This is a genomic window from Arthrobacter sp. TmtSoilC51, assembly GCF_055388015.1.
Genome location: NZ_AP035877.1, coordinates 3,941,300 through 3,962,206, shown reverse-complemented (window position 1 = coordinate 3,962,206; position 20,907 = coordinate 3,941,300). Strand labels below are relative to the sequence as shown.

Annotated in this window: 20 protein-coding genes and 1 pseudogene; 16 read left to right on the top strand and 5 right to left on the bottom strand. The window is 63.5% G+C overall.

Annotation, left to right across the window (positions count from 1 at the left end; translation table 11 throughout):
* Positions 1–11: 11 nt before the first annotated feature.
* The 3 genes from ACZ5G6_RS18115 to ACZ5G6_RS18105 form a co-directional block, all read right to left on the bottom strand.
* Positions 12–803 carry an amino acid ABC transporter permease gene (locus ACZ5G6_RS18115; RefSeq protein WP_223934202.1) on the bottom strand — a complete coding sequence of 264 codons (792 nt, stop codon included), beginning with the start codon at positions 801–803 and terminating at the stop codon, positions 12–14.
* A gap of 102 nt (positions 804–905) precedes the next feature.
* Positions 906–1,706, bottom strand: coding sequence for an ABC transporter substrate-binding protein (locus tag ACZ5G6_RS18110; RefSeq protein WP_223934201.1), 801 nt, complete (start codon positions 1,704–1,706; stop codon positions 906–908).
* A 158-nt stretch (positions 1,707–1,864) separates the two neighbouring features.
* Positions 1,865–3,214, bottom strand: a complete 1,350-nt coding sequence (locus ACZ5G6_RS18105) for an isochorismate synthase (RefSeq protein ID WP_498687029.1) — start codon at positions 3,212–3,214, stop codon at positions 1,865–1,867.
* A 91-nt stretch (positions 3,215–3,305) separates the two neighbouring features.
* On the opposite strand from ACZ5G6_RS18105, the gene ACZ5G6_RS18100 reads away from it, so the two are divergent.
* The 5 genes and pseudogenes from ACZ5G6_RS18100 to ACZ5G6_RS18080 all read left to right on the top strand — a co-directional run bounded on the left by ACZ5G6_RS18100 (position 3,306) and on the right by ACZ5G6_RS18080 (position 7,961).
* Positions 3,306–4,076, top strand: coding sequence for a demethylmenaquinone methyltransferase (locus ACZ5G6_RS18100; protein WP_223934199.1), 771 nt, complete (start codon positions 3,306–3,308; stop codon positions 4,074–4,076).
* A 22-nt stretch (positions 4,077–4,098) separates the two neighbouring features.
* Complete coding sequence (locus tag ACZ5G6_RS18095; protein ID WP_498687026.1) at positions 4,099–5,442, top strand: geranylgeranyl reductase family protein; 1,344 nt, start codon at positions 4,099–4,101, stop codon at positions 5,440–5,442.
* A gap of 9 nt (positions 5,443–5,451) precedes the next feature.
* Positions 5,452–6,555 (top strand): polyprenyl synthetase family protein, encoded by a 1,104-nt coding sequence (locus ACZ5G6_RS18090; protein ID WP_223934197.1) that lies wholly within the window; start codon positions 5,452–5,454, stop codon positions 6,553–6,555.
* Positions 6,556–7,091: 536 nt separating this feature from the next.
* A pseudogene (locus ACZ5G6_RS18085) lies at positions 7,092–7,172 on the top strand (hypothetical protein); the annotation flags it as partial.
* Between the two features lie 426 nt (positions 7,173–7,598).
* Positions 7,599–7,961, top strand: a complete 363-nt coding sequence (locus tag ACZ5G6_RS18080) for an endonuclease domain-containing protein (protein WP_498692018.1) — start codon at positions 7,599–7,601, stop codon at positions 7,959–7,961.
* 174 nt (positions 7,962–8,135) lie between these two features.
* Here ACZ5G6_RS18080 and ACZ5G6_RS18075 read toward each other — a convergent pair whose 3' ends face one another.
* Complete coding sequence (locus ACZ5G6_RS18075; RefSeq protein ID WP_223934195.1) at positions 8,136–8,558, bottom strand: hypothetical protein; 423 nt, start codon at positions 8,556–8,558, stop codon at positions 8,136–8,138.
* Between the two features lie 13 nt (positions 8,559–8,571).
* Positions 8,572–9,243: a trimeric intracellular cation channel family protein gene (locus ACZ5G6_RS18070; protein WP_223934194.1), complete on the bottom strand. Its 672-nt coding sequence runs from the start codon at positions 9,241–9,243 to the stop codon at positions 8,572–8,574.
* Between ACZ5G6_RS18070 and ACZ5G6_RS18065 the strand changes: the two genes are divergently transcribed.
* The 11 genes from ACZ5G6_RS18065 (at position 9,244) to ACZ5G6_RS18015 (ending at position 20,905) form a co-directional block, all read left to right on the top strand.
* The gene (locus ACZ5G6_RS18065; protein ID WP_498687021.1) at positions 9,244–10,011 is read left to right on the top strand and encodes a sirohydrochlorin chelatase; all 768 of its coding nucleotides are present in this window, start codon (positions 9,244–9,246) and stop codon (positions 10,009–10,011) included.
* A 153-nt stretch (positions 10,012–10,164) separates the two neighbouring features.
* Entirely contained in the window at positions 10,165–11,907 is a 1,743-nt protein-coding gene (locus tag ACZ5G6_RS18060) for a nitrite/sulfite reductase (protein ID WP_223934192.1), read from the top strand.
* Complete coding sequence (locus ACZ5G6_RS18055) at positions 11,904–12,617, top strand: phosphoadenylyl-sulfate reductase (protein WP_498687019.1); 714 nt, start codon at positions 11,904–11,906, stop codon at positions 12,615–12,617. The genes ACZ5G6_RS18060 and ACZ5G6_RS18055 overlap by 4 nt, the downstream gene beginning before the upstream one ends.
* Entirely contained in the window at positions 12,614–13,621 is a 1,008-nt protein-coding gene (gene cysD / locus ACZ5G6_RS18050) for a sulfate adenylyltransferase subunit CysD (RefSeq protein WP_223934190.1), read from the top strand. Before ACZ5G6_RS18055 ends, cysD begins: the two co-directional genes overlap by 4 nt.
* Positions 13,622–15,034: a sulfate adenylyltransferase subunit 1 gene (locus tag ACZ5G6_RS18045; protein WP_223934189.1), complete on the top strand. Its 1,413-nt coding sequence runs from the start codon at positions 13,622–13,624 to the stop codon at positions 15,032–15,034. It begins immediately after the preceding gene.
* A gap of 111 nt (positions 15,035–15,145) precedes the next feature.
* Positions 15,146–16,099: a homocysteine S-methyltransferase gene (gene mmuM, locus ACZ5G6_RS18040; protein WP_498687016.1), complete on the top strand. Its 954-nt coding sequence runs from the start codon at positions 15,146–15,148 to the stop codon at positions 16,097–16,099.
* 227 nt (positions 16,100–16,326) lie between these two features.
* Positions 16,327–17,478 (top strand): ABC transporter substrate-binding protein, encoded by a 1,152-nt coding sequence (locus ACZ5G6_RS18035; RefSeq protein WP_498687014.1) that lies wholly within the window; start codon positions 16,327–16,329, stop codon positions 17,476–17,478.
* Between the two features lie 99 nt (positions 17,479–17,577).
* The gene (locus ACZ5G6_RS18030) at positions 17,578–18,309 is read left to right on the top strand and encodes an ABC transporter ATP-binding protein (RefSeq protein WP_498687011.1); all 732 of its coding nucleotides are present in this window, start codon (positions 17,578–17,580) and stop codon (positions 18,307–18,309) included.
* On the top strand, positions 18,299–19,243 hold the full coding sequence (locus ACZ5G6_RS18025; protein WP_498687010.1) for an ABC transporter permease: 945 nt from the start codon (positions 18,299–18,301) through the stop codon (positions 19,241–19,243). The genes ACZ5G6_RS18030 and ACZ5G6_RS18025 overlap by 11 nt, the downstream gene beginning before the upstream one ends.
* A 28-nt stretch (positions 19,244–19,271) precedes the next feature.
* Complete coding sequence (locus ACZ5G6_RS18020; RefSeq protein ID WP_498687007.1) at positions 19,272–19,829, top strand: dihydrofolate reductase family protein; 558 nt, start codon at positions 19,272–19,274, stop codon at positions 19,827–19,829.
* A gap of 35 nt (positions 19,830–19,864) precedes the next feature.
* Positions 19,865–20,905, top strand: coding sequence for an LLM class flavin-dependent oxidoreductase (locus tag ACZ5G6_RS18015; protein WP_498687005.1), 1,041 nt, complete (start codon positions 19,865–19,867; stop codon positions 20,903–20,905).
* The last annotated feature ends 2 nt before the right edge of the window (positions 20,906–20,907 follow it).

Sequence of the window (20,907 nt, the reverse complement as noted above, 5' to 3'; positions counted from 1 at the left end):
GACTGTCCTGCCTATCGCTTCGTCCGCGCGGAGCGGCTTTCGAACTTCCGTGCCAGGAGGCTCAAGGGGATGGTGATGACCAGGTAGAAGGCACCGGCCACGAGCAACGGGGTCAACCCGGCTCCAAGGCTGGAGATACCGTCACGGCCGAACTTGGTCAGCTCATACTGGGACGCGGTGAGGCCAAGGACGTAGATCAGCGAGGAGTCCTTGGTGAGCAGGATGATCTCGTTGGTCAACGGCGGCAGGACGATTTTGAACGCCTGGGGAATGACGATGGAGACCATCGCGCGCCAGTGCGGCATGCCGAGTGAGCGCGCGGCTTCCATCTGTCCCTTGGGAACGGCCTGGAGTCCGGCGCGCAGGGTTTCGGCGATGTATGCGGAGGCCACCATACCGAGGGAGACCATGACCACAATGTTGACGTCCCACTGAACGCCAAATGCGAGGGGCACGCCGTAGCCAAAGGCGATGAACACCAGCAGGGCAGGAACGCCGCGGAAGAACTCGATGTATCCGGTAGCGAGCCAGCGGTACAGCGGGAAAGAGGAGAGCTTCATCAGGGCGAGCAGCAGGCCGCCGGAGAGGCCCACAACGAAGGCAAGTGCCGTGTAGATGAGGGTGTTCTTGAGGCCGATCAGGAAGATATCCGGGAACATCGGGCCGATTTTGGCGAAGTTGAAGACGCTGTTGCCAACGGTCTTCCAATCCACGGCGAGGATCACTGCGGCCACGGCCACAACGAAGATCCCGGCCTGGACGTACAGACTGACTTTGGCTCGTTGACGTGCAGTCATTGCCATGGTGTTCTCACATTCGTGTTGCGCAGGTGGGGCCCCGAACGGACTGCCTGGACAGATCGTTGCGGGGCCCGCCTGCGTGATTCTTGGGAGCCGGGGCTCGGACTACTTCTTGGTGGCTTCGCCGAACCAGGTCGTCTGGAACTTCTTCAGGGTGCCGTCATCGGTGATGCGCTTCAGAGTGGCGTTGACAGCATCAGCCATGGCCGTGTTGCCCTTCTTGATGGAGATGCCCAGCTTCTCGCCTGTTGCGTAGTCTTCAACGCGCTTGAGCTTGGAATCGCCCATGATGGCGTAGCCCAGAACCGACTGGTTGCCCACTGCGGCGTCGATGGTGCCTGCCTTGAGGGCTTGGACCAGGAGACCGGAGTCTTCGAACTGCTGGGCGTCGATTCCCTTGTCCTTTGCGTACTGGGCGCCGGTGGTGGCCTGCTGGACGCCCACCTTCTTGCCCTTGGCGCCGTCGAGGTTGTTGATGCCCGACGATGAGGTAGCGACGAGGGTCAGGTCGTCGTCCATGTAGGGGTTGGAGAAGTCCATGACGTTCTTGCGGACGTCGGTGATGGAGATTGAGGAGATGGAGACGTCGCAACCAGTCAGTGCCGTACCGGTCTCGATTGCTTCGAAGGAGCTGTCCACTACGTTGAGTTCGGCCTTGAGGTCCTTGGCCACTTCATTGGCGATGTCCATGTCGAAGCCGACGATCTTGCCGTCCTTCTGGAATTCGAAGGGCTCGTAAGGGACATCGGAGCACACCGTGAGTTTGCCGGCGTTGATGAGCTTGGGGCCCGATTCACTCGAGGCTGCCGGGGTGGAGGAACCACCGCAAGCGGTCAGGGCCAGGACGCCTGCTGCGAGCACGGCGGCCATCTTGGTGCCGGACAGAACCGAACGGGAGATCTGCATGTTTTTTACCTTTTGTTGCAGTGGATGCTGAACTGAGTCGGTTTTAGTGTAGCGCCGAACGTGAGATGTGCATCACAGGAAACTTAGTTTCACTATCAGATAACTAGTTTAGCGAATATGCAAGTGTCGGCCGGCAGTCCCAGTCTGAGATCCCAGATTCAGCGCTGGATGCCCAGAGCCTCAAGCATTGGCCGGAATTTCGCCCATGTCTCAGCGAGTTCAGCCTCCGGCTGGGAACCTTCCACGATCCCGCAGCCCGCGTAAAGTCGCACTGTATTGGCGTCCTCTATGACCGCACCGCGCAGGGCAATGCCCCACTCGCCATTGCCTGCGGCGTCCAACCAACCCACCGGCCCGGCGTACGGTCCGCGGTCCAGATGCTCCAGTTTCCGGATGAGCGCTCCTGCCACCAAGGTGGGTGTTCCGCAGACGGCCGCAGTGGGATGCAACGCGTTGATCAAGGCCAAACAGGTGGGCACGTGACCTTCGATATCAGCAAGCTCAGCCTTGACGTCCGAGGCCAAATGCCACACGTTGGGCAGTTCAAGAATGAAGGGCTCACTATGGGAGTTCATCGCCTCGGAAAACGGCGCCAGCTGGCGTGTCAGCGAATCAATAGCGATCTCGTGCTCGTGGCGCTGCTTTTCGGATCCGGCCAGAACCCGCTCTGCGTATGCCATGGGGGATCCGTCAACGCCTTCGGCGTCGCGGCGATCCAACGTTCCTGCCAGCACGCGGGCCTGAGCTGTGCGGCCCTCTACCTGAATCAGCATTTCCGGCGTCGCGCCCACCAGGCCGTCAACACCGTAGGTCCAGCATTCCCGGTACCTTGCAGCGAGTTGGCGAAGCACCTCCGCGGCGTTCACGCCCGCAGGAAGGTTGGCTACGACGTCGCGCGCCAACACAAGCTTCTCCAGCTTGCCGGCGCGGATTTCCGCCACGCCGTTGGAGACGGCCTGCATCCAATCCGTTTCGCTCAAGGAGCCGCGGCTGAGGTACGCACCGTCGGGCGACAAAGCATCAGGTGACAGCCCGACGTCGGATCCGCCTGCCGCCGAATCCTCACCGTTCGGCTCGCCACCACTGAGCCAGCGGTCCAGGGCGGCGAGGACACCCGCCTCGGTGAGCTCGGCGTCGTCGAACGTTAGTTGGGTGGCCCAGGCGCGGCCATCGCGGATGCCAACCACCATTTCAGGGACAATCAGCCGGGAAACGTGCGGGGACATCTTGGAAAAAGCGAACGAGCCGAACGCCACCGGGCCAGTGCCCGGAATCTCCACGTGGTCAGTGATTTCGGCTTCAAGGATGAGGTGCCGCCACCAGATATCGGCTTCAAGGAAGCGTTCAGGGCCCGAGGCGTTGAACCGGGTCAGCTCGCCGTACCCCACCAGACCGGCTTCGCGGCGTGACCAGCAGAGGACGTCGTCCCGGACCAGAAACGACGGCAGCCCCCCGGAGGATGATTCGACATCGAGGGGGACTGTCAAGGTACGGAGCGTGCTCGTCATGATGGAACAACAGTACTCCCGCGTGCCACCAGAACCTGAGCCGAGTTCTACAGCGCAGCAAAGTCGGCTGAATGTCTGAGACAATTACAGGGTGAACCGAGCATCCTTGGAAAAGCGTCCGGACGAAGTTGCGACGATGTTTGACGATGTCGCCCCCAAATACGACGTCGTGAATGACGTCCTCTCCATGGGGCAGACGCGGCGGTGGCGCCGGATCGTGGTTGATGCCATGGATGTCAGGGTGGGCCAGCGGGTCCTGGACCTCGCCGCTGGAACGGGCACTTCCAGCGAACCCTATGCCGACGCCGGCGTGGACGTTGTGGCTTGCGACTTCTCCCTGGGCATGCTCAAGGTGGGCAAGCGCCGCCGCCCGGACATCGACTTCATTGCAGGCGACGCCACCAACCTGCCCTTCGCGGACAACAGCTTTGACGCGTCCACCATTTCCTTCGGCCTGCGGAACGTCGTGGAACCGCGCAAGGCGCTCGAGGAAATGCTCCGCGTCACCAAGCCCGGCGGCCGGCTAGTCATCGCCGAGTTCTCGCAGCCCGTAGTTCCCCTGTGGCGCAACCTTTACACCGAGTACCTGATGCGTGCCCTCCCGGCCATCGCCACCAAGGTCTCCTCCAACCCGGACGCCTACGTCTACCTGGCAGAGTCGATCCGTGCCTGGCCGGATCAGGACCACCTGGCCCAGTGGCTTAGCGAGGCTGGCTGGACGGACATCACCTACCGCAACCTCAGCGGCGGTATCGTAGCGGTGCACCGCGCACAGAAGCCCGCCGAACACCGCGAAAGCGTTCCCGTCGCCAAGCTGCGCCGCCAGATCAAACCGCGACGGTCCGGCAGCCAGCCCAGCTGACGTGCCACTTATTTAGGACGATGTGAAAGTACTGATAGTTGGCGCGGGGCCCGCCGGGTCCACCGCTGCGTATTACCTCGCCCAGGCCGGCATTGACGTCACGGTGCTGGAAAAGACGAGCTTCCCGCGTGAAAAAGTTTGCGGCGATGGCCTGACCCCTCGGGCGGTTCGGGAAATCCAGAAGCTTGGGTTGCCGCACGCCGAATCAGAGGGCTGGCGCCGTAATAAAGGTCTCCGCCTGATCGCCGGTGGCCGTACCATCGAGCTGCCGTGGCCTGAGGTTTCAGACTTTCCCACGTACGGACTGATTCGGACGCGTCTGGGCTTCGACGAAGAGTTGGCCCGTCACGCACAGGCCGCGGGCGCCGTCGTGCTTGAACGCCACAGCGTCACTTCCGCCCTGACAGCTGACGACGGGCGCGTCATCGGCGCACGGGCGTCCATCCTTGACGAGTCCGGACGCAAGACCGGCGAAACGCGCGACTTCCATGCCGACGTCGTACTCGCCGCGGACGGCAACTCCACGCGAACCGCCGTGTCGCTGGGCATGCACAAACGTGACGACCGTCCGCTGGGCGTCGCCGTACGCACGTACTTCACCTCTCCCCGGCACGAAGACGACTGGATGGAAGGCTGGCTGGAGCTCCCCGGCAAGTCCGGCAAGCCGTTGCCCGGTTACGGCTGGGTGTTCGGCGTGGGCGACGGAACGTCCAACGTTGGCCTCGGGATCCTGAACTCTTCAAAGGAATTCGGCAAGCTGGACTACAAGCAGGTCCTTCGCGAATGGACCGCCGGCATGCCCCCTGACTGGGGCTTCACCCCCGAAAACCAAGTGGGGGAGATCCGCGGCGCCGCACTGCCCATGGGCTTCAACCGCACGCCGCACTACTCGCCCGGGCTGCTCCTGCTGGGCGACGCCGGCGGCATGGTTTCCCCGTTCAACGGCGAGGGCATCTCCTACGCCATGGAGTCGGCCCGGTTCGCGGCCGAGTTTATTGTCGATTGTGCCGCCCGGTCCGCTTCTGCCGGATGGACCGCCGACGACGCCGACGCCCACCTTTCGCGGTACGCGGACCATGTGCGGGACCAATGGGGATCGCACTTCACCTTGGGTCGCATGTTTGCTTCCTTGATCGGGAAGCCCGCCGTCATGAAGCTCGCATTGCGCACGGGCATGCCCATTCCGGTGCTCATGCGCTTCGTGGTGCGTATGCTTGCCAACCTCACGGATCCGTCCGCGAAGGGCTTCGAAGACCGCGTGATCCGCGTCCTTGAGATGCTCGTCCCGGCCACGTCCAACGTTTCCTCTGTCCGTCCTTTTAAGCCGGCAGACTCCGACACCGCGGTTTCCGCAACAACTAGTTAGGGTTAAGCCGTGACGAACTCTGCCGAACACAGCTGGACGCATGCCGGGCACGGCCTGCCGGACACTGTTGAGCCTGCTCCCAACACCACCGCGATCGCAACGGGACTCCAGCTGCCCGCCGGATTTGCCGCCATCGCCGGCGACGCCGAACTCGGCCCAGCCATCACCACAAACCTCGCCCGCGTGGAGAAAAAGCTTCGCGAAGCCATCTCCAACTCGGATCCCCTGGCTGACGCGACGTCGCGCCACCTGGTGGAAGCCGGCGGCAAGCGCATCCGTCCGCTGCTGACTTTGCTGTGCGCACACCTTGGAGATGCATCCCGTCCCGAGGTGGTCCAGGCGGCTGTCGTGGTTGAACTGACGCACCTCGCCACCCTGTACCACGACGACGTCATGGACTCCGCGCCCTTCCGCCGCGGCGCCCCGACAGCTCACGAGGTCTGGGGCAACTCCGTGGCAATCCTCACAGGCGACCTCATCTTTGCCCGCGCCTCCATTCTCGTCTCCGAACTCGGTTCCCGCGCCCTCGGCATCCAGGCCCGCACCTTCGAACGCCTGTGCCTTGGCCAGCTCCACGAAACCGTGGGCCCGCGTGAGGACGAAGACGCGGTTGAGCACTACCTGTCCGTCATCGCCGACAAGACTGGCTCCCTGGTTGCAGCCTCCGGCCAACTTGGCGCGATCTTTGCCGGTGCCGACGAAGCGTTCGAGGACGTCTTGGTTGAGTACGGCGAGAAGGTGGGCGTGGCCTTCCAGCTTGCCGACGACGTCATCGATGTCACCGGTGTAAAGGTCAAGTCCGGCAAGTCCCCGGGCACCGATCTGCGCGAAGGCGTGCCCACTTTGCCCGTGCTCCTCCTGCGCCGGGACGCTGCAGCGGGGGATTCCTCCGCGGCCGCCCTGCTGGAGTTGGTGGACGGTGACTTGTCTTCGGATGCCGCTCTCGCCGAGGCTGTGGCTGGCCTGCGGGAGCACCCGGTGACCACTGAATCCTGGAAGATCGCCCGCCAGTGGTCTTCGGAGGCAATTGCAGCCCTTGCGCCGCTGCCCGAGGGCGTAGTGAAGACGTCGCTGACTAACTTCGCGCACGCTGTGGTGGACCGGAGCAGCTAACTTTCCCCTTGTGGCTGTGGGTGTTCACGGGGTCCGTCACGACCCACTTTGGGCGCGCAAGGTCCGCGGCGCGCCAGGCACTGCGGCGAGTCGCCGGCGTCGTGCGTTCAAAGTGGTTGCTGGCCGCACACGTCGCTCGCCCCGTACTTGATTACCGCGGATCTTGCGCTGGCTTAAAAGGAATGGCCCCGGCTCGCTGCAACATTACGAGTCATACGTTGCACCGAACCGGGACCACAATCTCCGTTCGCATCAGACCCACCGGAGGCATTTAGTGGATCCGTGAATAGCTTATGACAAACCTGTCACATATGCAACTTTCTGAGTCAACGAAAATTTAGTGTGGGCCACGGCTATTTACAGACTCGCCGGTACCTCCACGACCTAGTCTGAAATGTGGTGCCGGCCGACACGCCGGGATCCAGGTGTGACGGTAGCCATTTGGCGCCAAAGTGGGGCGTGGTCGTAGGTCGGAGTTATCCACATACAGCCGAATGCTGCCCCCAAGGCATTTCTCTCGGCTGCAGCGTTGACTGATGGACATCAATGAATTTCTTCGTCGTCGGTATGGGGCCGCAACCACCGGTGCACTCGAGAGGGCAGGCTTTCCCAGAAGGGCCGTGGAACGCGCTGTTCTCGATGGCACAATACTTCGGCTGCACCGAGGCGTTTACGTATCAAAGGATGCGGACCTCGAGATCGTGGCGGCCTTCCGGGCCAACGGTCGGCTGACGTGTATTTCGGCAGCCCGGTTTTACCGTCTTTGGACTCTGAGCGCCCCCGAGCAACTTCATCTGAGCTGCGGAACTGGGCGACCCAGGCACCGAGTGGTGCATCACGGTGACTGTTTGCATCCCGTCCACCCATATCTGCCTGTGGCGGGGGTGGCTGATGTCTTGCTGCATGCACTGAGGTGCCGGCCCGAACTTGAAGCGCTGGTGCTGGTGCAGAGTGCGGTTAGTCAAGCTTTGCTGACAACCGACTTCCTTCGATCCAAATTACCGGGGAACAGGAACGGGAAACTCCGGGCAATCCTTGACTTGGTGCTCCCCAGGGCAGATTCGCTCCTGGAGGTACTCGCCCATACCCATTTTGTCCGCGCCGGGCTCAGGGTGCGGATGCACGTGGAATTGCCTGGCGTAGGGGAGGTGGATTGCTTGATCAATGAATGCCTGATTGTTGAACTCGACGGCAGAACCCACTTGGAAGGCAAGCAGGTAAAGAAAGACCAGTATCGGAACAATGCCGGTGTCCGGGGAGGCCTGCTGACGCTGCACTACTACTACGTGGATGTGGTGCATCACCCCCAGCGAATGGTTGAGGAGGTGTTGACTGTCCTTCTGAACAGGGAAGTCGGCCGGTATGCACCGGCGCGCTACGCACCCGGGTGGGTACCGCCGTCGTGAATCAGCGCGCGTGTACCGTCACGACCTACTTTGAGGACCAAAAGTGGGCGACACGTCGCTGGTGCGGCGCGTCCGGGCTGGTTTCCAGTTCAAAGTGGGTCCTGACCGCGCGGAGCCGCAACAAAACAGCCCCCACGCCACCCAAAAGGGAGCGCAGGGGCCGCCAGTCAAAACCTAGTCTTCGTCGTTGAACGCCCACTCGAACATGTCGAAGACGAACTCGGAGAACGTGCCTTCTTCGCTCTTCCACTGGCCGCGGGCGTTGTTCCGGCGCCACACAATGGGGTCCGGGATGCTGACATCGGCAATGCGGAATCCCCAGGTGAATTGTTCCTCTTCGTCCTCCAGGAACATGAGGAAGCCTTCGTCATCTACCTCGAGTTCCTCGGGATCCCAGAAGTAGTGGTACGCCTCCATGAGGTCCTCGCAGCCACCGAGGGCGAGGTAGAACTCGCGCAGGGCAAGCGGGATGGTGAAGGAGTGGTCAGCGAGGGCGTCGTCCAGTTCGTCGGGCGTGAGGCCGTCTTCTTCCTGCCATTCATCCTCGAGATACTTTGGGACCAGCGCGCGGAACTTCTCGAGGAACATGTCAGTCATGCTCTTATCCTAGCTAATCGCGGGCACCCGAAATTGCGCCCGCCCCGGTGCCTCCGCGCTGCCAACCACGCACGGCCAACGGCACGTACCAACTCCGCCTCCAGGCTGTGACGCGGAAAGCAAAAACAATGCCGGCTACCAAGCATGCGGTGAGTCCGCTGAACAGGCCAAGGTGCCAGAGCAATGTGGTCAATCCGGCCCCCACAAAAGCCGGTAAGGCGTAAATGTCGCGGGCATCAAAAAGAGTAGGAATCTCGTTGGCGGTGATGTCGCGCAACAGTCCACCGCCTACTGCCGTGGTGACGCCCAACAGGATCGCAGCAACGGGGTTCATCCCCGCGGTGAGCGCCTTCAAAGTCCCGGTGATGCAGAAGAGTGCCAGCCCGCCGGCGTCGAACAGCGTTAACAGGGATGTGAAGCGCTGCACGGAGGAGAAGAGGAAGTAGACCAGCAGCGCAGCCAGCAGTGGCGGAACCAGGTAGACCGGGTTTGTGAAGGCCACGGGAGGTCCGGCGTTGATGACGACGTCGCGGATCGCGCCGCCGCCCAGCGACACAATGGAGGCGAGGAGAACTGAACCCACGATGTCGAATTGCTTGCGGGCTGCCAGCAGCGAACCCGAGACCGCGAAGAAGAACACGCCGACCAGGTCAAGCCACAGAAGGACAATGTCGATGGAAATCAAGTGGACGGGTTCTTTCTGCCTGCGACTCTCAGTAGGTGCTGGCTCAACGTTACGCTAGCTCCCATGAACAGCCCCGTTTTGATCGCCTGCGCCCACGGAACCCGCAACGCCGAAGGCCAGGCCGCCATCCGCCACGTCATGGCCGAAATTGAGGCCCTCCGCCCGGGTCTGCGGGTCCTTGAGGCGTACGTGGACGTGCAGGAACCCGAGTTGTCCGGGGTGGTGGAGGGCCTGCCTGAGGGGACTGCCGCCGTCGTCGTACCGCTTTTGCTCAGCACAGGCTTCCACATCAAGGTGGACGTGCCCAAGGCCATCAAGAGCCGGCCGGAGGTAGTGGCCGCGAGGCCGCTGGGCCCGGATCCGCGACTGGCTGAGCTGCTCGCCGCGCAGCTGCGCGCCGCTGGCCTGACCGAGCACGACGGCGTGCTGCTGGCTGCCGCCGGATCGTCGCTTCCGGACGGGTCGGTGGACTCGGAGGAGCAGGCGCGGCAACTCGCTGAGCTGCTGCCGAACAAGGTTCGGGTCGCCTACGGTGCCAGCGCGAAGCCAACAGTGCCCGACGGCGTCGCCTCCTTGCGTGCCGAACTTGCCGAAGACGGTGGAACCGGCAGGGTCTTCGTGTCCTCGTACCTGCTGGCAACCGGCTACTTCCATGACCAACTGGCCAAGGCCGGAGCGGATATTGTTACGGCTCCACTGTTGCCGTCGCCGGTTCTCGCAGAGATAGCGCTGGAGCGTTACGACGCAGTGCTGGCAAGGGCGTCCTAACCTTTGTTTGCGCGGCGGGAGCCCCAAAAAGGACCTGCATATGCAGGCCCTCGGGACAAGGCCGCTGGCGTGTTCGTGACGAAATGTTTCCCTAGGTGACTTAGCGTTTCCGGACCTTTGCTGACGAAAACTGGCCAGACCTAAAGTCGACGTATGACAGATACAGCTGTAGCCGGTGCGCCCTCGGACGCCGCAGTCCCCTCGCGCCCAGCACGCACCCGCCCTGCCGCCAAGCCCCACGGTCAGTGGAAGGTTGATGGCACTGCGCCACTCAACGCCAACGAAACCTGGAAGCAGGAAGACAACGGACTGAACGTCCGTGAGCGGATCGAGTCTGTCTACTCCAAAGAGGGCTTCGACTCGATCGACGGTACGGACCTCCATGGCCGTTTCCGCTGGTGGGGCCTCTACACCCAGCGCAAGCCCGGGATCGACGGCGGCAAGACCGCCACGCTTGAGCCGCACGAGCTCGAAGACAAGTACTTCATGCTGCGCGTGCGCATCGATGGCGGTGCGCTGACCACCGAGCAGCTGCGCGTCATCGGCCAGATCTCCGTGGACTTCGCCCGCGGCTCGGCCGACCTCACGGACCGCCAGAACATCCAGCTGCACTGGATCCGCGTGGAGGACGTGCCGGAAATCTGGCGCCGCCTCGAATCCATCGGCCTGTCCACCACCGAGGCCTGCGGCGACGTTCCCCGCGTCATCCTCGGCTCCCCGGTCGCCGGCATCGCCAAGGACGAGATCATCGACCCCACGCCGCTCATCCACGAGCTCGCCGAGCGTTTCATCGGCGACCCGGAGCTGGCCAACCTGCCTCGTAAGTACAAGACCGCCATCACGGGCCACCCGTCCCAGGACGTGGTGCACGAGATCAACGACTTCGCCCTGGTGGGTGTTGTCCACCCCGAGCTCGGTGCCGGTTACGACCTCTGGGTTGGCGGCGGTTTGTCCACCAACCCGCGCCTTGCCGAGCGCCTCGGTGTGTTCGTCTCGGCCGACGTCGCCGCTGAAGTATGGCTGGGCGTCACCAGCATCTTCCGCGACTACGGCTACCGTCGCATGCGCACCAAGGCCCGCCTGAAGTTCCTCATGAACGACTGGGGTCCGGCCAAGTTCCGCCAGATCCTGGAAGACGAATACCTCGGCTTCAAGCTGCCGGACGGCCCCGCCGCTCCCAAGCCCACGGCTCCCGGAGACCACATCGGTGTCCACGAGCAGAAGGACGGCAAGTTCTTCATCGGCGTGACCCCCACTGTGGGCCGCACGTCCGGAGAGGCGCTGGTCAAGCTCGCCGACACGCTGGAACAGCACGGCACCTACCGCCTGCGCACTACTCCTCACCAGAAGCTCGTCATCTTGGACGTTGCCAAGGAGCAGGTGGAGCCGCTCATCGCTGAACTGGACACCCTGGGCCTTTCCGCCCGCCCGTCCGTGTTCCGCCGCGGCACCATCGCCTGCACGGGCATCGAGTTCTGCAAGCTCGCCATCGTGGAAACCAAGGTCACCGCGGCCACGGCGATCGCCGAGCTGGAACGCCGCCTGGCTGACCTCGTGGAGACCAAGCAGCTGCCGCAGGCACTGTCCCTCCACATCAACGGCTGCCCCAATTCCTGCGCCCGCATCCAGACCGCGGACATCGGCCTTAAGGGCATGATGCTGCCAACGCCCGACGGCGACCCCACCCCGGGTTTCCAGGTCCACCTTGGCGGCGGGCTGGCTAACAACGAGCGTGAGGAAGCCGGTTTGGGACGCACCGTCCGCGGCCTCAAGGTCACGGTCGAAGAATTGCCCGATTACGTGGAGCGTGTGGTCCGTAAGTTCGTCGCTGTTGGCGCCGAGGGCCAGACTTTCGCAGAGTGGGCACACTCCGCCGATGAAGGAGACCTCCAGTGACCGTTGTTACTAAGCGCTCCCACGAAGAACTCAAGGCTCTGGCCGAGGCCGGAGCTGCCGAGCTCGGTTGGAATGCCCCCGCCCGCGATGTCATCGCCTGGGTGGCCCGGAACTTCGAACTGCCTGCAGTGACGGTCGCCTGCTCCATGGCCGACGCCGTACTGCCGGCTTTGGTCGCGGACCAGCTTCCCGGCGTCGACGTTTTGTTCCTGGAGACCGGCTACCACTTCAAGGAAACGTACGAGACCCGCGACGAAGTCGCGGCGAACCTGCGCGTCAACGTGGTGGACGTCCTTCCGGAGAACACGGTGGAACAGCAGGACCGCTTGCTGGGCAAGGACCTGTTCGCCCGCGACCCCGCCCAGTGCTGCGCGCTGCGCAAGGTGGAGCCGCTGCGCCGCTCGCTGGCTGGCTATGAAGTGTGGTTCACCGGAGTCCGACGTGACGAAGGCCCCACCCGCACCAATACGCCGGTGATCACCTGGGACGAGGGCTTCGGCCTGGTCAAGGTGAACCCGATGGTCGACTGGACTTTCGACCAGCTGGTCGAGTATTCCGAGGACAACATCCTTCCCGTCAACCCCCTCCTGAGCCAGGGCTACCCGTCCATCGGCTGCCAGCCCTGCACCCGCAAAGTGGCCCCGGGTGAAGATCCCCGTGCCGGCCGCTGGGCTGGATCCGACAAGACAGAATGCGGACTACACACATGAGCACCCAAACAACCAGCGAGGACCTCGAGTTGAACCAGTTGCAGAGCGAAGCTGAAGGGGCCGCCGCGGCGTGGCGGGCATCGCGAAGCGGGCACGGCGGCCCTTCAGCTGAGCGGTTGAGCTCACTGGACACCCTCGAGTCCGAAGCAATCCACATCATCCGCGAGGTTGTTGCTGAGTTCGAGAAGCCTGCGCTGCTGTTCTCCGGCGGCAAGGACTCCGTGGTCATGCTGCACCTGGCCACCAAGGCTTTCTGGCCCGGCAAGGTTCCTTTCCCGGTCCTGCACGTGGACACCGGCCACAACTTCCCGGAGGTCATCGATTTCCGTGACCGCACGGTTGAGCGACTTGGCCTGAAGCTGGTTGTTGGTTCGGTCCAGGAGTTCATTGACCGCGGCGAATTGGCCGAGCGTGCCGATGGCACCCGCAACCCGCTGCAGACAGTCCCGCTGTTGGATGCCATCCAGCGCAACAAGTTCGACGCCGTGTTCGGCGGCGGCCGTCGCGACGAGGACAAGGCCCGCGCCAAGGAGCGCATCCTGAGCCTCCGTGACGAGTTCGGCCAGTGGGACCCGCGCAACCAGCGCCCCGAGCTGTGGAACCTGTACAACGGCCGCCACACGGTGGGCCAGCACGTCCGTGCATTCCCCATCAGCAACTGGACCGAGCTGGACATCTGGCGCTACATCGAGCGCGAGAACATCGAGCTCCCCAGCCTGTACTACGCCCACGAGCGCGAGGTCTTCGCACGCGACGGCATGTGGCGTGCAGTGGGCGAGGTTTCCGAACCGTTGCCGCACGAGGAAGTCATCACCAAGCTGGTTCGCTACCGCACAGTTGGCGACATGTCCTGCACCGGTGCCGTCGAATCCGACGCACGCACCGTGGCCGACGTCGTAGTTGAAGTCGCTGCCTCCACCCTGACCGAACGTGGCGCCACCCGAGCAGATGACCGCATCTCCGAGGCAGCCATGGAAGACCGCAAGAAGGACGGCTACTTCTAAATGAGCACCGATACCGTATTCCTTGACGGCGGCCTTGAGTCCGCGCAGCTCCCGTCTACTCTCTTCCGCTTCGCTACTGCCGGATCGGTTGATGACGGCAAGTCCACTTTGGTGGGCCGCCTCCTTCACGACTCGAAGGCAATTCTTGCTGACACGCTCGACGCCGTTGCCCGCACCTCTGCGGACCGCGGCTTCGGCGGGGACAAGGGTGGGATCGACCTCGCCCTCCTGACCGACGGCCTGCGTGCCGAGCGGGAGCAGGGCATCACCATCGACGTCGCTTACCGCTACTTCGCCACGGACCGCCGCAGCTTCATCCTGGCGGACTGCCCCGGCCACGTTCAGTACACCAAGAACACGGTGACCGGCGCGTCCACTGCGGATGCCGTCGTCGTACTCATTGACGCCCGCAAGGGTGTCCTTGAGCAGACCCGCCGGCACCTGTCCGTGCTGCAGCTGCTTCGCGTGGCCCACGTGATTGTTGCCGTGAACAAGATCGACCTCGTTGACTTCAGCGAGCAGGTGTTCCGCGACATCGAGGCGGACGTGCAGAAGGTTGCCCGCGAGCTGGGACTTGGGTCCGATGGCGTGGCTGATCTGCTGGTGGTGCCGGTTTCAGCGCTCGACGGCGACAACGTCGTGGACCGCTCGGACCGCACCCCCTGGTACAGCGGTCCCGCTCTGCTGGAGGTCCTCGAAACGCTCCCGGCAGCCGACGAGCTTGAGGCCGAACTGGAGAGCTTCCGCTTCCCCGTGCAGCTGGTCATCCGTCCGCAGGGTGCCTTGGCGCCTGATGCTGTGGCTGGTGGCTTGGACGTGGAGGCATACCGCGATTACCGCGCCTACGCTGGCCAGATCACCGAAGGTTCCGTCAAGGTCGGCGACGAAGTGACTGTCCTGAGCCCTGGCCACGAACCGCGAATCACTCGGGTCATTGGCATCGACTTCGCCGGTAAGGAACTTCAGGAAGCGGCCGCTCCGCAGTCCGTTGCCGTCCGTCTGGCCGACGAGATCGACATCGCCCGTGGCGACACGATCGCTGCTGCCGGCACGGTCCGCGAAAGCACTGCCGATCTGTACGCGTCGCTGTGCTGGCTCTCGCCCAAGCCGCTGCGTGAAGGCCAGAAAGTCCTGGTGAAGCACGGTACGCGCACGGTCCAGGCCTTGGTCCGGAATGTCACCGGCAAGCTTGATCTCGCTACGTTCAACGTGGAGCCGGCTTCAAGCCTGGAGCTCAACGACATCGGCCACGCCCAGCTGCGCCTGGCTGCCGCGTTGCCGCTGGAGAACTACCTGCACCACCGCCGTACGGGCGCTTTCCTGGTGATCGACCCCATCGACGGCAACACCCTTGCCGCGGGCTTGGTCAAGGACCACCCGGGCGATCACGAAGACGAGCGTTACGTCATCTAAGGTCGAAGAGTCAGATAGACCGCAGCTTGTTCGAAATTCCCGGCCTTGTACGGCGGGGATTTCGAACAAGCTGCGGTTTTTTCATTGAGCGATTAGCAGGAAGATCACTATATGCCGCGGAACATAGCACTTAGCACCTTGTTGGATTCAGGTCAGGACCTCGTCCTGGACGGCGCGCTGGCCACGGAACTGGAAGCCCATGGCTGTGATCTGGAGGACGCATTGTGGTCCGCTAAGGTTCTGCTGGAGCAGCCACACCTGATCAAGCAGGTCCACCGCGACTATTTCGACGCCGGTGCCTCCGTGGCCATCACGGCCAGCTACCAGGCCACTCCCCAGGGGTTCGCGCGGCGTGGCCTAGGGGAGCGCGAGGCCTTGGAGCTGGTGGCTTTGAGTGTGCAGCTTGCAGACCAGGCACGGCGCGAGCATGCCGAGACGAAACCTTCCAAGCGCCCGCTTCTGGTGGCCGGGTCCGTGGGCCCGTATGGTGCCTATCTTGCTGATGGCTCGGAGTACCGGGGCGATTACACACTGAGCCGCGCCGACTTCATGGAGTTCCACCGTCCCCGGATCGCTGCGCTCGTGGAGGCCGGAGCGGATTTCCTGGCGTGCGAGACGCTGCCATCGTTCGCCGAAGCGGAGGCACTGTTGGCGCTCGTGGCGGAGTTCGACGTCGAATCCTGGTTTACGTTCACGCTGCGGGACGCGGAACACATCAGCGACGGAACCCCACTGGCGGATGTGGTCGCGCTGCTCAGCGCGGAACCGAGAGTGGCCGCCGTCGGGGTTAACTGCGTGCCGCTGGACCTGGTGACCTCGGCGCTTGGGACGCTCAACGAGGTCTCGGACAAACCCTTGGTCGCGTACCCGAACTCCGGGGAGACCTACGACGCCGTCACGAAGACCTGGGGACCTTCCGCAGGCGGTCACGGCACCACTACCCTCGCCGGGAACGCCGCTGATTGGCGCGATCGGGGAGCCAGGCTGATCGGTGGCTGCTGCCGCACGACGCCACGGGACATTGAAGACCTTGCAGCAAACATGACGCCGGGTGACCCTTCGTGAACGCAAGTGCCGCACAACCCGGCGCAACTTTGAAGGCCTGGCAGTGAATATGACGTCGCGTGACCCTGCGTGAACCTTGGTTTCTGCGGGATTGAAGCGGAAATATGACAGTCCCTACTGTGAAGTCATGACCTTTCCGGAATGGTCCTTCCTTGCCCTCGACGGGCGATGTTACGGGGCCTGATCTTCGCCCCCCTTCGCATCCCACATCTCCTTAGGACCTCCCCATGGCAAACACCCCCGAGTCACAGAAACCCGATTCCGGCACCACCCGCATCGTCGCCGGTGAGACCGCACCCAAGCCCAAACGCCGCCGCACTGTAGAGATCGCCCTGGCCCTCGGCCTGGTGCTGCTCATCGGTGCAGGCGCCGCGGTTGCGTCCGCCGTCTCCCGCAGCAACGAGGCAGCACCGGCGCCCACAACGTCGCCAGCCGCCGAACTCAAGCTCGGCTACTTCAGCAACGTAACCCACGGCCCGGCGCTGGTGGGCATCAGCAAGGGCATCATCGCCAAGGACCTCGGCGACACCAAGCTCAGCACGCAGATCTTCAACGCCGGCCCTGCCGCGATCGAGGCATTGAACGCCGGTGCCATCGACGCCACCTACATTGGCCCGAACCCGGCCATCAACTCGTTCGTCAAGAGCAACGGCGAGTCCATCAGCATCATCGCCGGCGCAGCAGCAGGCGGAGCCCAGCTTGTGGTCAAGCCCGAAATCAACTCGGCCGCCGACCTCAAGGGCAAGGTGCTCGCCTCGCCGCAGCTTGGCGGTACGCAGGACGTAGCCCTCCGCGCCTGGTTGGGCCACCAGGGCTACAAGACCAACCCGGACGGCAGCGGCGACGTCACCATCAACCCGACCGAAAACGCCCAGACGCTGAAGCTCTTCCAGGACGGAAAGCTCGACGGCGCGTGGTTGCCCGAGCCGTGGGCCTCCCGTTTGGTCCTGGAAGCAGGCGCGAAAGTACTCGTGGACGAGAAGGACCTGTGGGACAAGGGTGAGTTCACCACCACCATCCTGATCGTGAACAAGAAGTTCGCCGCGGAGCACCCGGAGACCGTGAAGGCACTGCTCAAGGGTCACGTCGAATCCGTGAACTGGCTGAATTCCGCGTCGGCTGAGGAGAAGGCAAGCACCATCAACGCGGTCCTCAAGGACACTGCCGGCAAGCCGCTTCCCGCCAACGTGATCGACCGCGCGCTGAAGAACATCACCTTCACCACGGATCCGCTCGCTGGAACCTACAAGAAGCTCCTGCAGGACGGCGTGGACGCCGGCACTACCAAAGCAGCCGACATCAACGGCATCTTCGACCTCCGGGCCTTGAACGAAGTAGAGGGCAAGAAGACGTCCGCTGCCGGGCTCGGCCAGGACTAAGCACCAACCGGCTGGTCCGCTTCCCCTCGGAAAACACGTGGGGGAGCGGGCCAGCCTTCAGCCATATCAGCTACACCAATCAACACGAAGGACGGGACCATGCCAGTCGTACTCGAGAACCTGGGCAAGCGCTTCGGCGACGGCGCCCCGGTGCTGGACGACGTCAACGCCACCATCGCGCAGGGCGAGTTCGTTGCCCTCCTCGGTGCGTCCGGCTGCGGCAAGTCCACGCTGCTGAACATCATGGCGGGACTTGAGCATCCGACGTCGGGCGCCCTTGAGGTGCCCAGCGACGGCGCGGCCTTCATGTTCCAGGACTCGGCACTGTTCCCGTGGTTGACGGCGCGAGGCAACATCGAGCTCGCACTGCAGCTGGCCGACAAATCCAGCACCAAGGCCAGCCGCCGCGCACGGGCAACTGAACTGCTGGAACTCGTCCACCTGGGTGGCGCTGGCGACAAGCGTCCACACGAGCTGTCCGGCGGCATGCGCCAACGCGTTGCCCTTGCCCGTTCCCTGGCGCAGGACCGGCAACTGTTGTTGATGGACGAGCCCTTCGCGGCCCTTGATGCCATCACGCGCGATCTCCTCCACGACGAGCTTGAGCGGATCTGGAAGGAGACTGGCCGCACCATCGTGTTCGTGACCCACAACGTTCGTGAGGCCGTGCGGCTGGGCCAGCGCGTCCTGCTTTTGTCCTCGCGTCCTGGCCGTGTTGTGGCGGAATGGGATGTGACCGAAGAACACCGAACTGATGCTGGTCGTGCTGGGGAGCTGACCGGAGTCATCACCCGCCGGCTACGCGAGGAGATCCGCCGCCATGCCAAGTAACCCCACCACTACCCAAGAGCGGACCCTGCCCGTGAGCGAATCCAGCGAGCACATTACGTCGCCGTCCTTGAAGGGCAACCCCTCAGAGCTGCGCGACCTCGAAGCGGGCCTGGATAACCTCCAGTCCGATACCGGACGTAAAACCGGTATCGAATGGAAGCGCATACTGCTGCCGATCGCAGCCCTCGTAGTCCTGGTGCTCCTCTGGCAGTTCTACGTTTCCCTCGGCCTCAAGCGCCGCGACCAGGTGCCCGGGCCCCTTGACGTGCTCACCCAGTTGGTGACGCTCTGGGGCGAAGGCAAGGTCCAGGAATCGGTGTGGACCTCGTTGCAGCGTGGCTTGGTCGGCTTCCTGATTTCGGTTGTGATTGCGACGCCCGTGGGTCTGTTGCTGGCACAGGTTGCTCCGTTACGGCGGGCCTTTGGGCCGCTGATCTCGGGTCTTCAGGTCCTGCCGTCGGTGGCCTGGGTGCCTGCGGCGATCATCTGGTTTGGCCTGACCGACGCCACCGTCTACTTTGTGGTGTTCATGGGTGCTATCCCGTCCATCATCAACGGGCTCATCTCCGGCGTAGACCAGATCCCGCCCCAGTACCGCAGCGTTGGCACCGTGCTCGGCGCGAACCGGCTTCAGATGGCCCTGCAGATCGTCCTTCCTGCTGCACTTCCCGGGTACATCGGCGGATTGAAGCAGGGCTGGGCGTTCTCCTGGCGCTCTTTGATGGCCGCGGAAATCATCGCTGTGGGTGGCTCTATCGGCTTCGGCCTGGGCTCGCTTCTTGACCAGGGACGTACGTTGGCCGACATGGCAGTGGTCATGTCCGCGATCCTGTTGATCCTGGCTGTGGGCATCCTGATCGAACTCCTCGTTTTCGGACCGATCGAGAAGCGACTGCTCCAGCGTCGCGGTTTGCTGGCGGGCAGCAGCCGCTAGGCCCCCTTTAGCTGCATAGAATCACCTAATGGGCCTTCTAACGTTCAGCATCAATGTCACACTGGATGGTTGCATCGACCACCGGGAGGGCATCGCCGACGACGAGACGCATGCCCACTTCACCCGGCTCCTGGAGGAGAGCGGCGCGATGCTCTGGGGCCGAACCACGTACGAAATGATGGAGGCCTACTGGCCGCTGGTGGCCCGTGGCGACGTCGACGCGCCGCCAGCCATGCGCGATTGGGCCCTCAAACTGGAGACCAAGCCCAAATACGTGGTCTCGTCGACCCGTAGCGACTTCCCCTGGACCAACAGCCATCACCTCGACGGCGAGTTGCGCAGTGCTGTGCAGCATCTCAAGGACGGGACTCCTAACGGCGTGCTTGTCGGCAGCGGCAAACTTGCCGCCGAGCTGGACCGCCTGGACCTCATCGACGAGTACAAGTTCCTGGTCCACCCCGTGATCGCCGGCCACGGTCCCACTCTGCACCAGGGCGGACTGCCCAGGAGCAGGCGCCTGGCACTGATCTCGGCCGAGCCGCTCAGCAACGGCGCGGTCGCCGTGCACTACCGACGCGCCGAGTGAGGAATTAGCGGGCGCCCACTGCTGTTGTCCCGGACATGCACAACAAACGGATCGGCTTCCTTTCCTTCGGCCATTGGGCACGCGTCCCTGGTTCGCTGGTACCGTCGGCCGGTGAAGCACTTAAGCAGGGCATCGATCTGGCGGTAGCGGCAGAGGAACTTGGGATCGACGGCGCGTTCTTCCGCGTCCACCACTTCGCCCGGCAGCAAGCCTCCCCGTTCCCGCTGCTCGCCGCAATCGCGGCGCGGACCAGCACGATCGAGATGGGCACCGGCGTGATCGACATGCGCTATGAGAACCCGCTGTACATGGCGGAGGAAGCTGCTGCCACGGACCTGATCAGCGACGGCCGGCTTCAGCTTGGAGTAAGCCGTGGTTCACCCGAGCCTGCTTTGAACGGAGCCGCCAACTTTGGCTATGTCCCGAACGAAGGCGAGGACGCAGCCGACATGGCGCGGCGCCACACCGCACTCTTCCGCAAAGCCATTGCCGGGCACGGCGTAGCCCAAGCTGATCCCCACTATGCAGGCGGAGCCACCGGGCTTCTGCCTATCCAGCCGCTCTCTCCCGGGCTCCCACAGCGGATCTGGTGGGGTGCCGGCACCCGCAAGACGGCCGTCTGGGCTGCCGAGCAAGGGATGAACCTCATGAGTTCGACGCTCCTGACCGAGGACACGGGCGTCCCGTTCGACCAACTGCAAGCCGAGCAGATCCACATGTTCCGCGAGGCCTGGGCTGCTGCCGGGCACGACTTCGAGCCCCGTGTTTCAGTCAGCCGCAGCATCTTGCCGATCGTCGATGAGGTGGACAATCGCTACTTTGGTCTCCGCGCCCAAGCGGACCGGCAGGACCAGGTAGGAATCCTCGACGGCGCGTTGTCCCGTTTCGGGAAGAGCTACATCGGGGGGCCGGACACCTTGGCCGAAGAACTCGCATCCGATGCAGCCGTCCAAGCTGCAGATACGGTCCTTCTGACGGTGCCCAACCAACTCGGCGTCGAGTACAACGCGAAGCTCCTGGGGAACGTCGCGAAGTACATCGCACCTGCTTTTGGTTGGGCCCGCCAAAGAGCCTGACG

Bases quoted from the DNA above. Each gene is read 5' to 3' on its own strand.
- ACZ5G6_RS18110 (WP_223934201.1), bottom strand. From the start codon at position 1,706: ATGCAGATCTCCCGTTCGGTTCTGTCCGGCACCAAGATGGCCGCCGTG.
- ACZ5G6_RS18060 (WP_223934192.1), top strand. From the start codon at position 10,165: ATGACAGATACAGCTGTAGCCGGTGCGCCCTCGGACGCCGCAGTCCCC.
- ACZ5G6_RS18045 (WP_223934189.1), top strand. From the start codon at position 13,622: ATGAGCACCGATACCGTATTCCTTGACGGCGGCCTTGAGTCCGCGCAG.
- cysD (WP_223934190.1), top strand. From the start codon at position 12,614: ATGAGCACCCAAACAACCAGCGAGGACCTCGAGTTGAACCAGTTGCAG.
- ACZ5G6_RS18025 (WP_498687010.1), top strand. From the start codon at position 18,299: ATGCCAAGTAACCCCACCACTACCCAAGAGCGGACCCTGCCCGTGAGC.
- ACZ5G6_RS18115 (WP_223934202.1), bottom strand. From the start codon at position 803: ATGGCAATGACTGCACGTCAACGAGCCAAAGTCAGTCTGTACGTCCAG.
- ACZ5G6_RS18020 (WP_498687007.1), top strand. From the start codon at position 19,272: ATGGGCCTTCTAACGTTCAGCATCAATGTCACACTGGATGGTTGCATC.
- ACZ5G6_RS18015 (WP_498687005.1), top strand. From the start codon at position 19,865: ATGCACAACAAACGGATCGGCTTCCTTTCCTTCGGCCATTGGGCACGC.
- ACZ5G6_RS18075 (WP_223934195.1), bottom strand. From the start codon at position 8,558: ATGACTGACATGTTCCTCGAGAAGTTCCGCGCGCTGGTCCCAAAGTAT.
- ACZ5G6_RS18105 (WP_498687029.1), bottom strand. From the start codon at position 3,214: ATGACGAGCACGCTCCGTACCTTGACAGTCCCCCTCGATGTCGAATCA.
- ACZ5G6_RS18030 (WP_498687011.1), top strand. From the start codon at position 17,578: ATGCCAGTCGTACTCGAGAACCTGGGCAAGCGCTTCGGCGACGGCGCC.
- ACZ5G6_RS18035 (WP_498687014.1), top strand. From the start codon at position 16,327: ATGGCAAACACCCCCGAGTCACAGAAACCCGATTCCGGCACCACCCGC.
- mmuM (WP_498687016.1), top strand. From the start codon at position 15,146: ATGCCGCGGAACATAGCACTTAGCACCTTGTTGGATTCAGGTCAGGAC.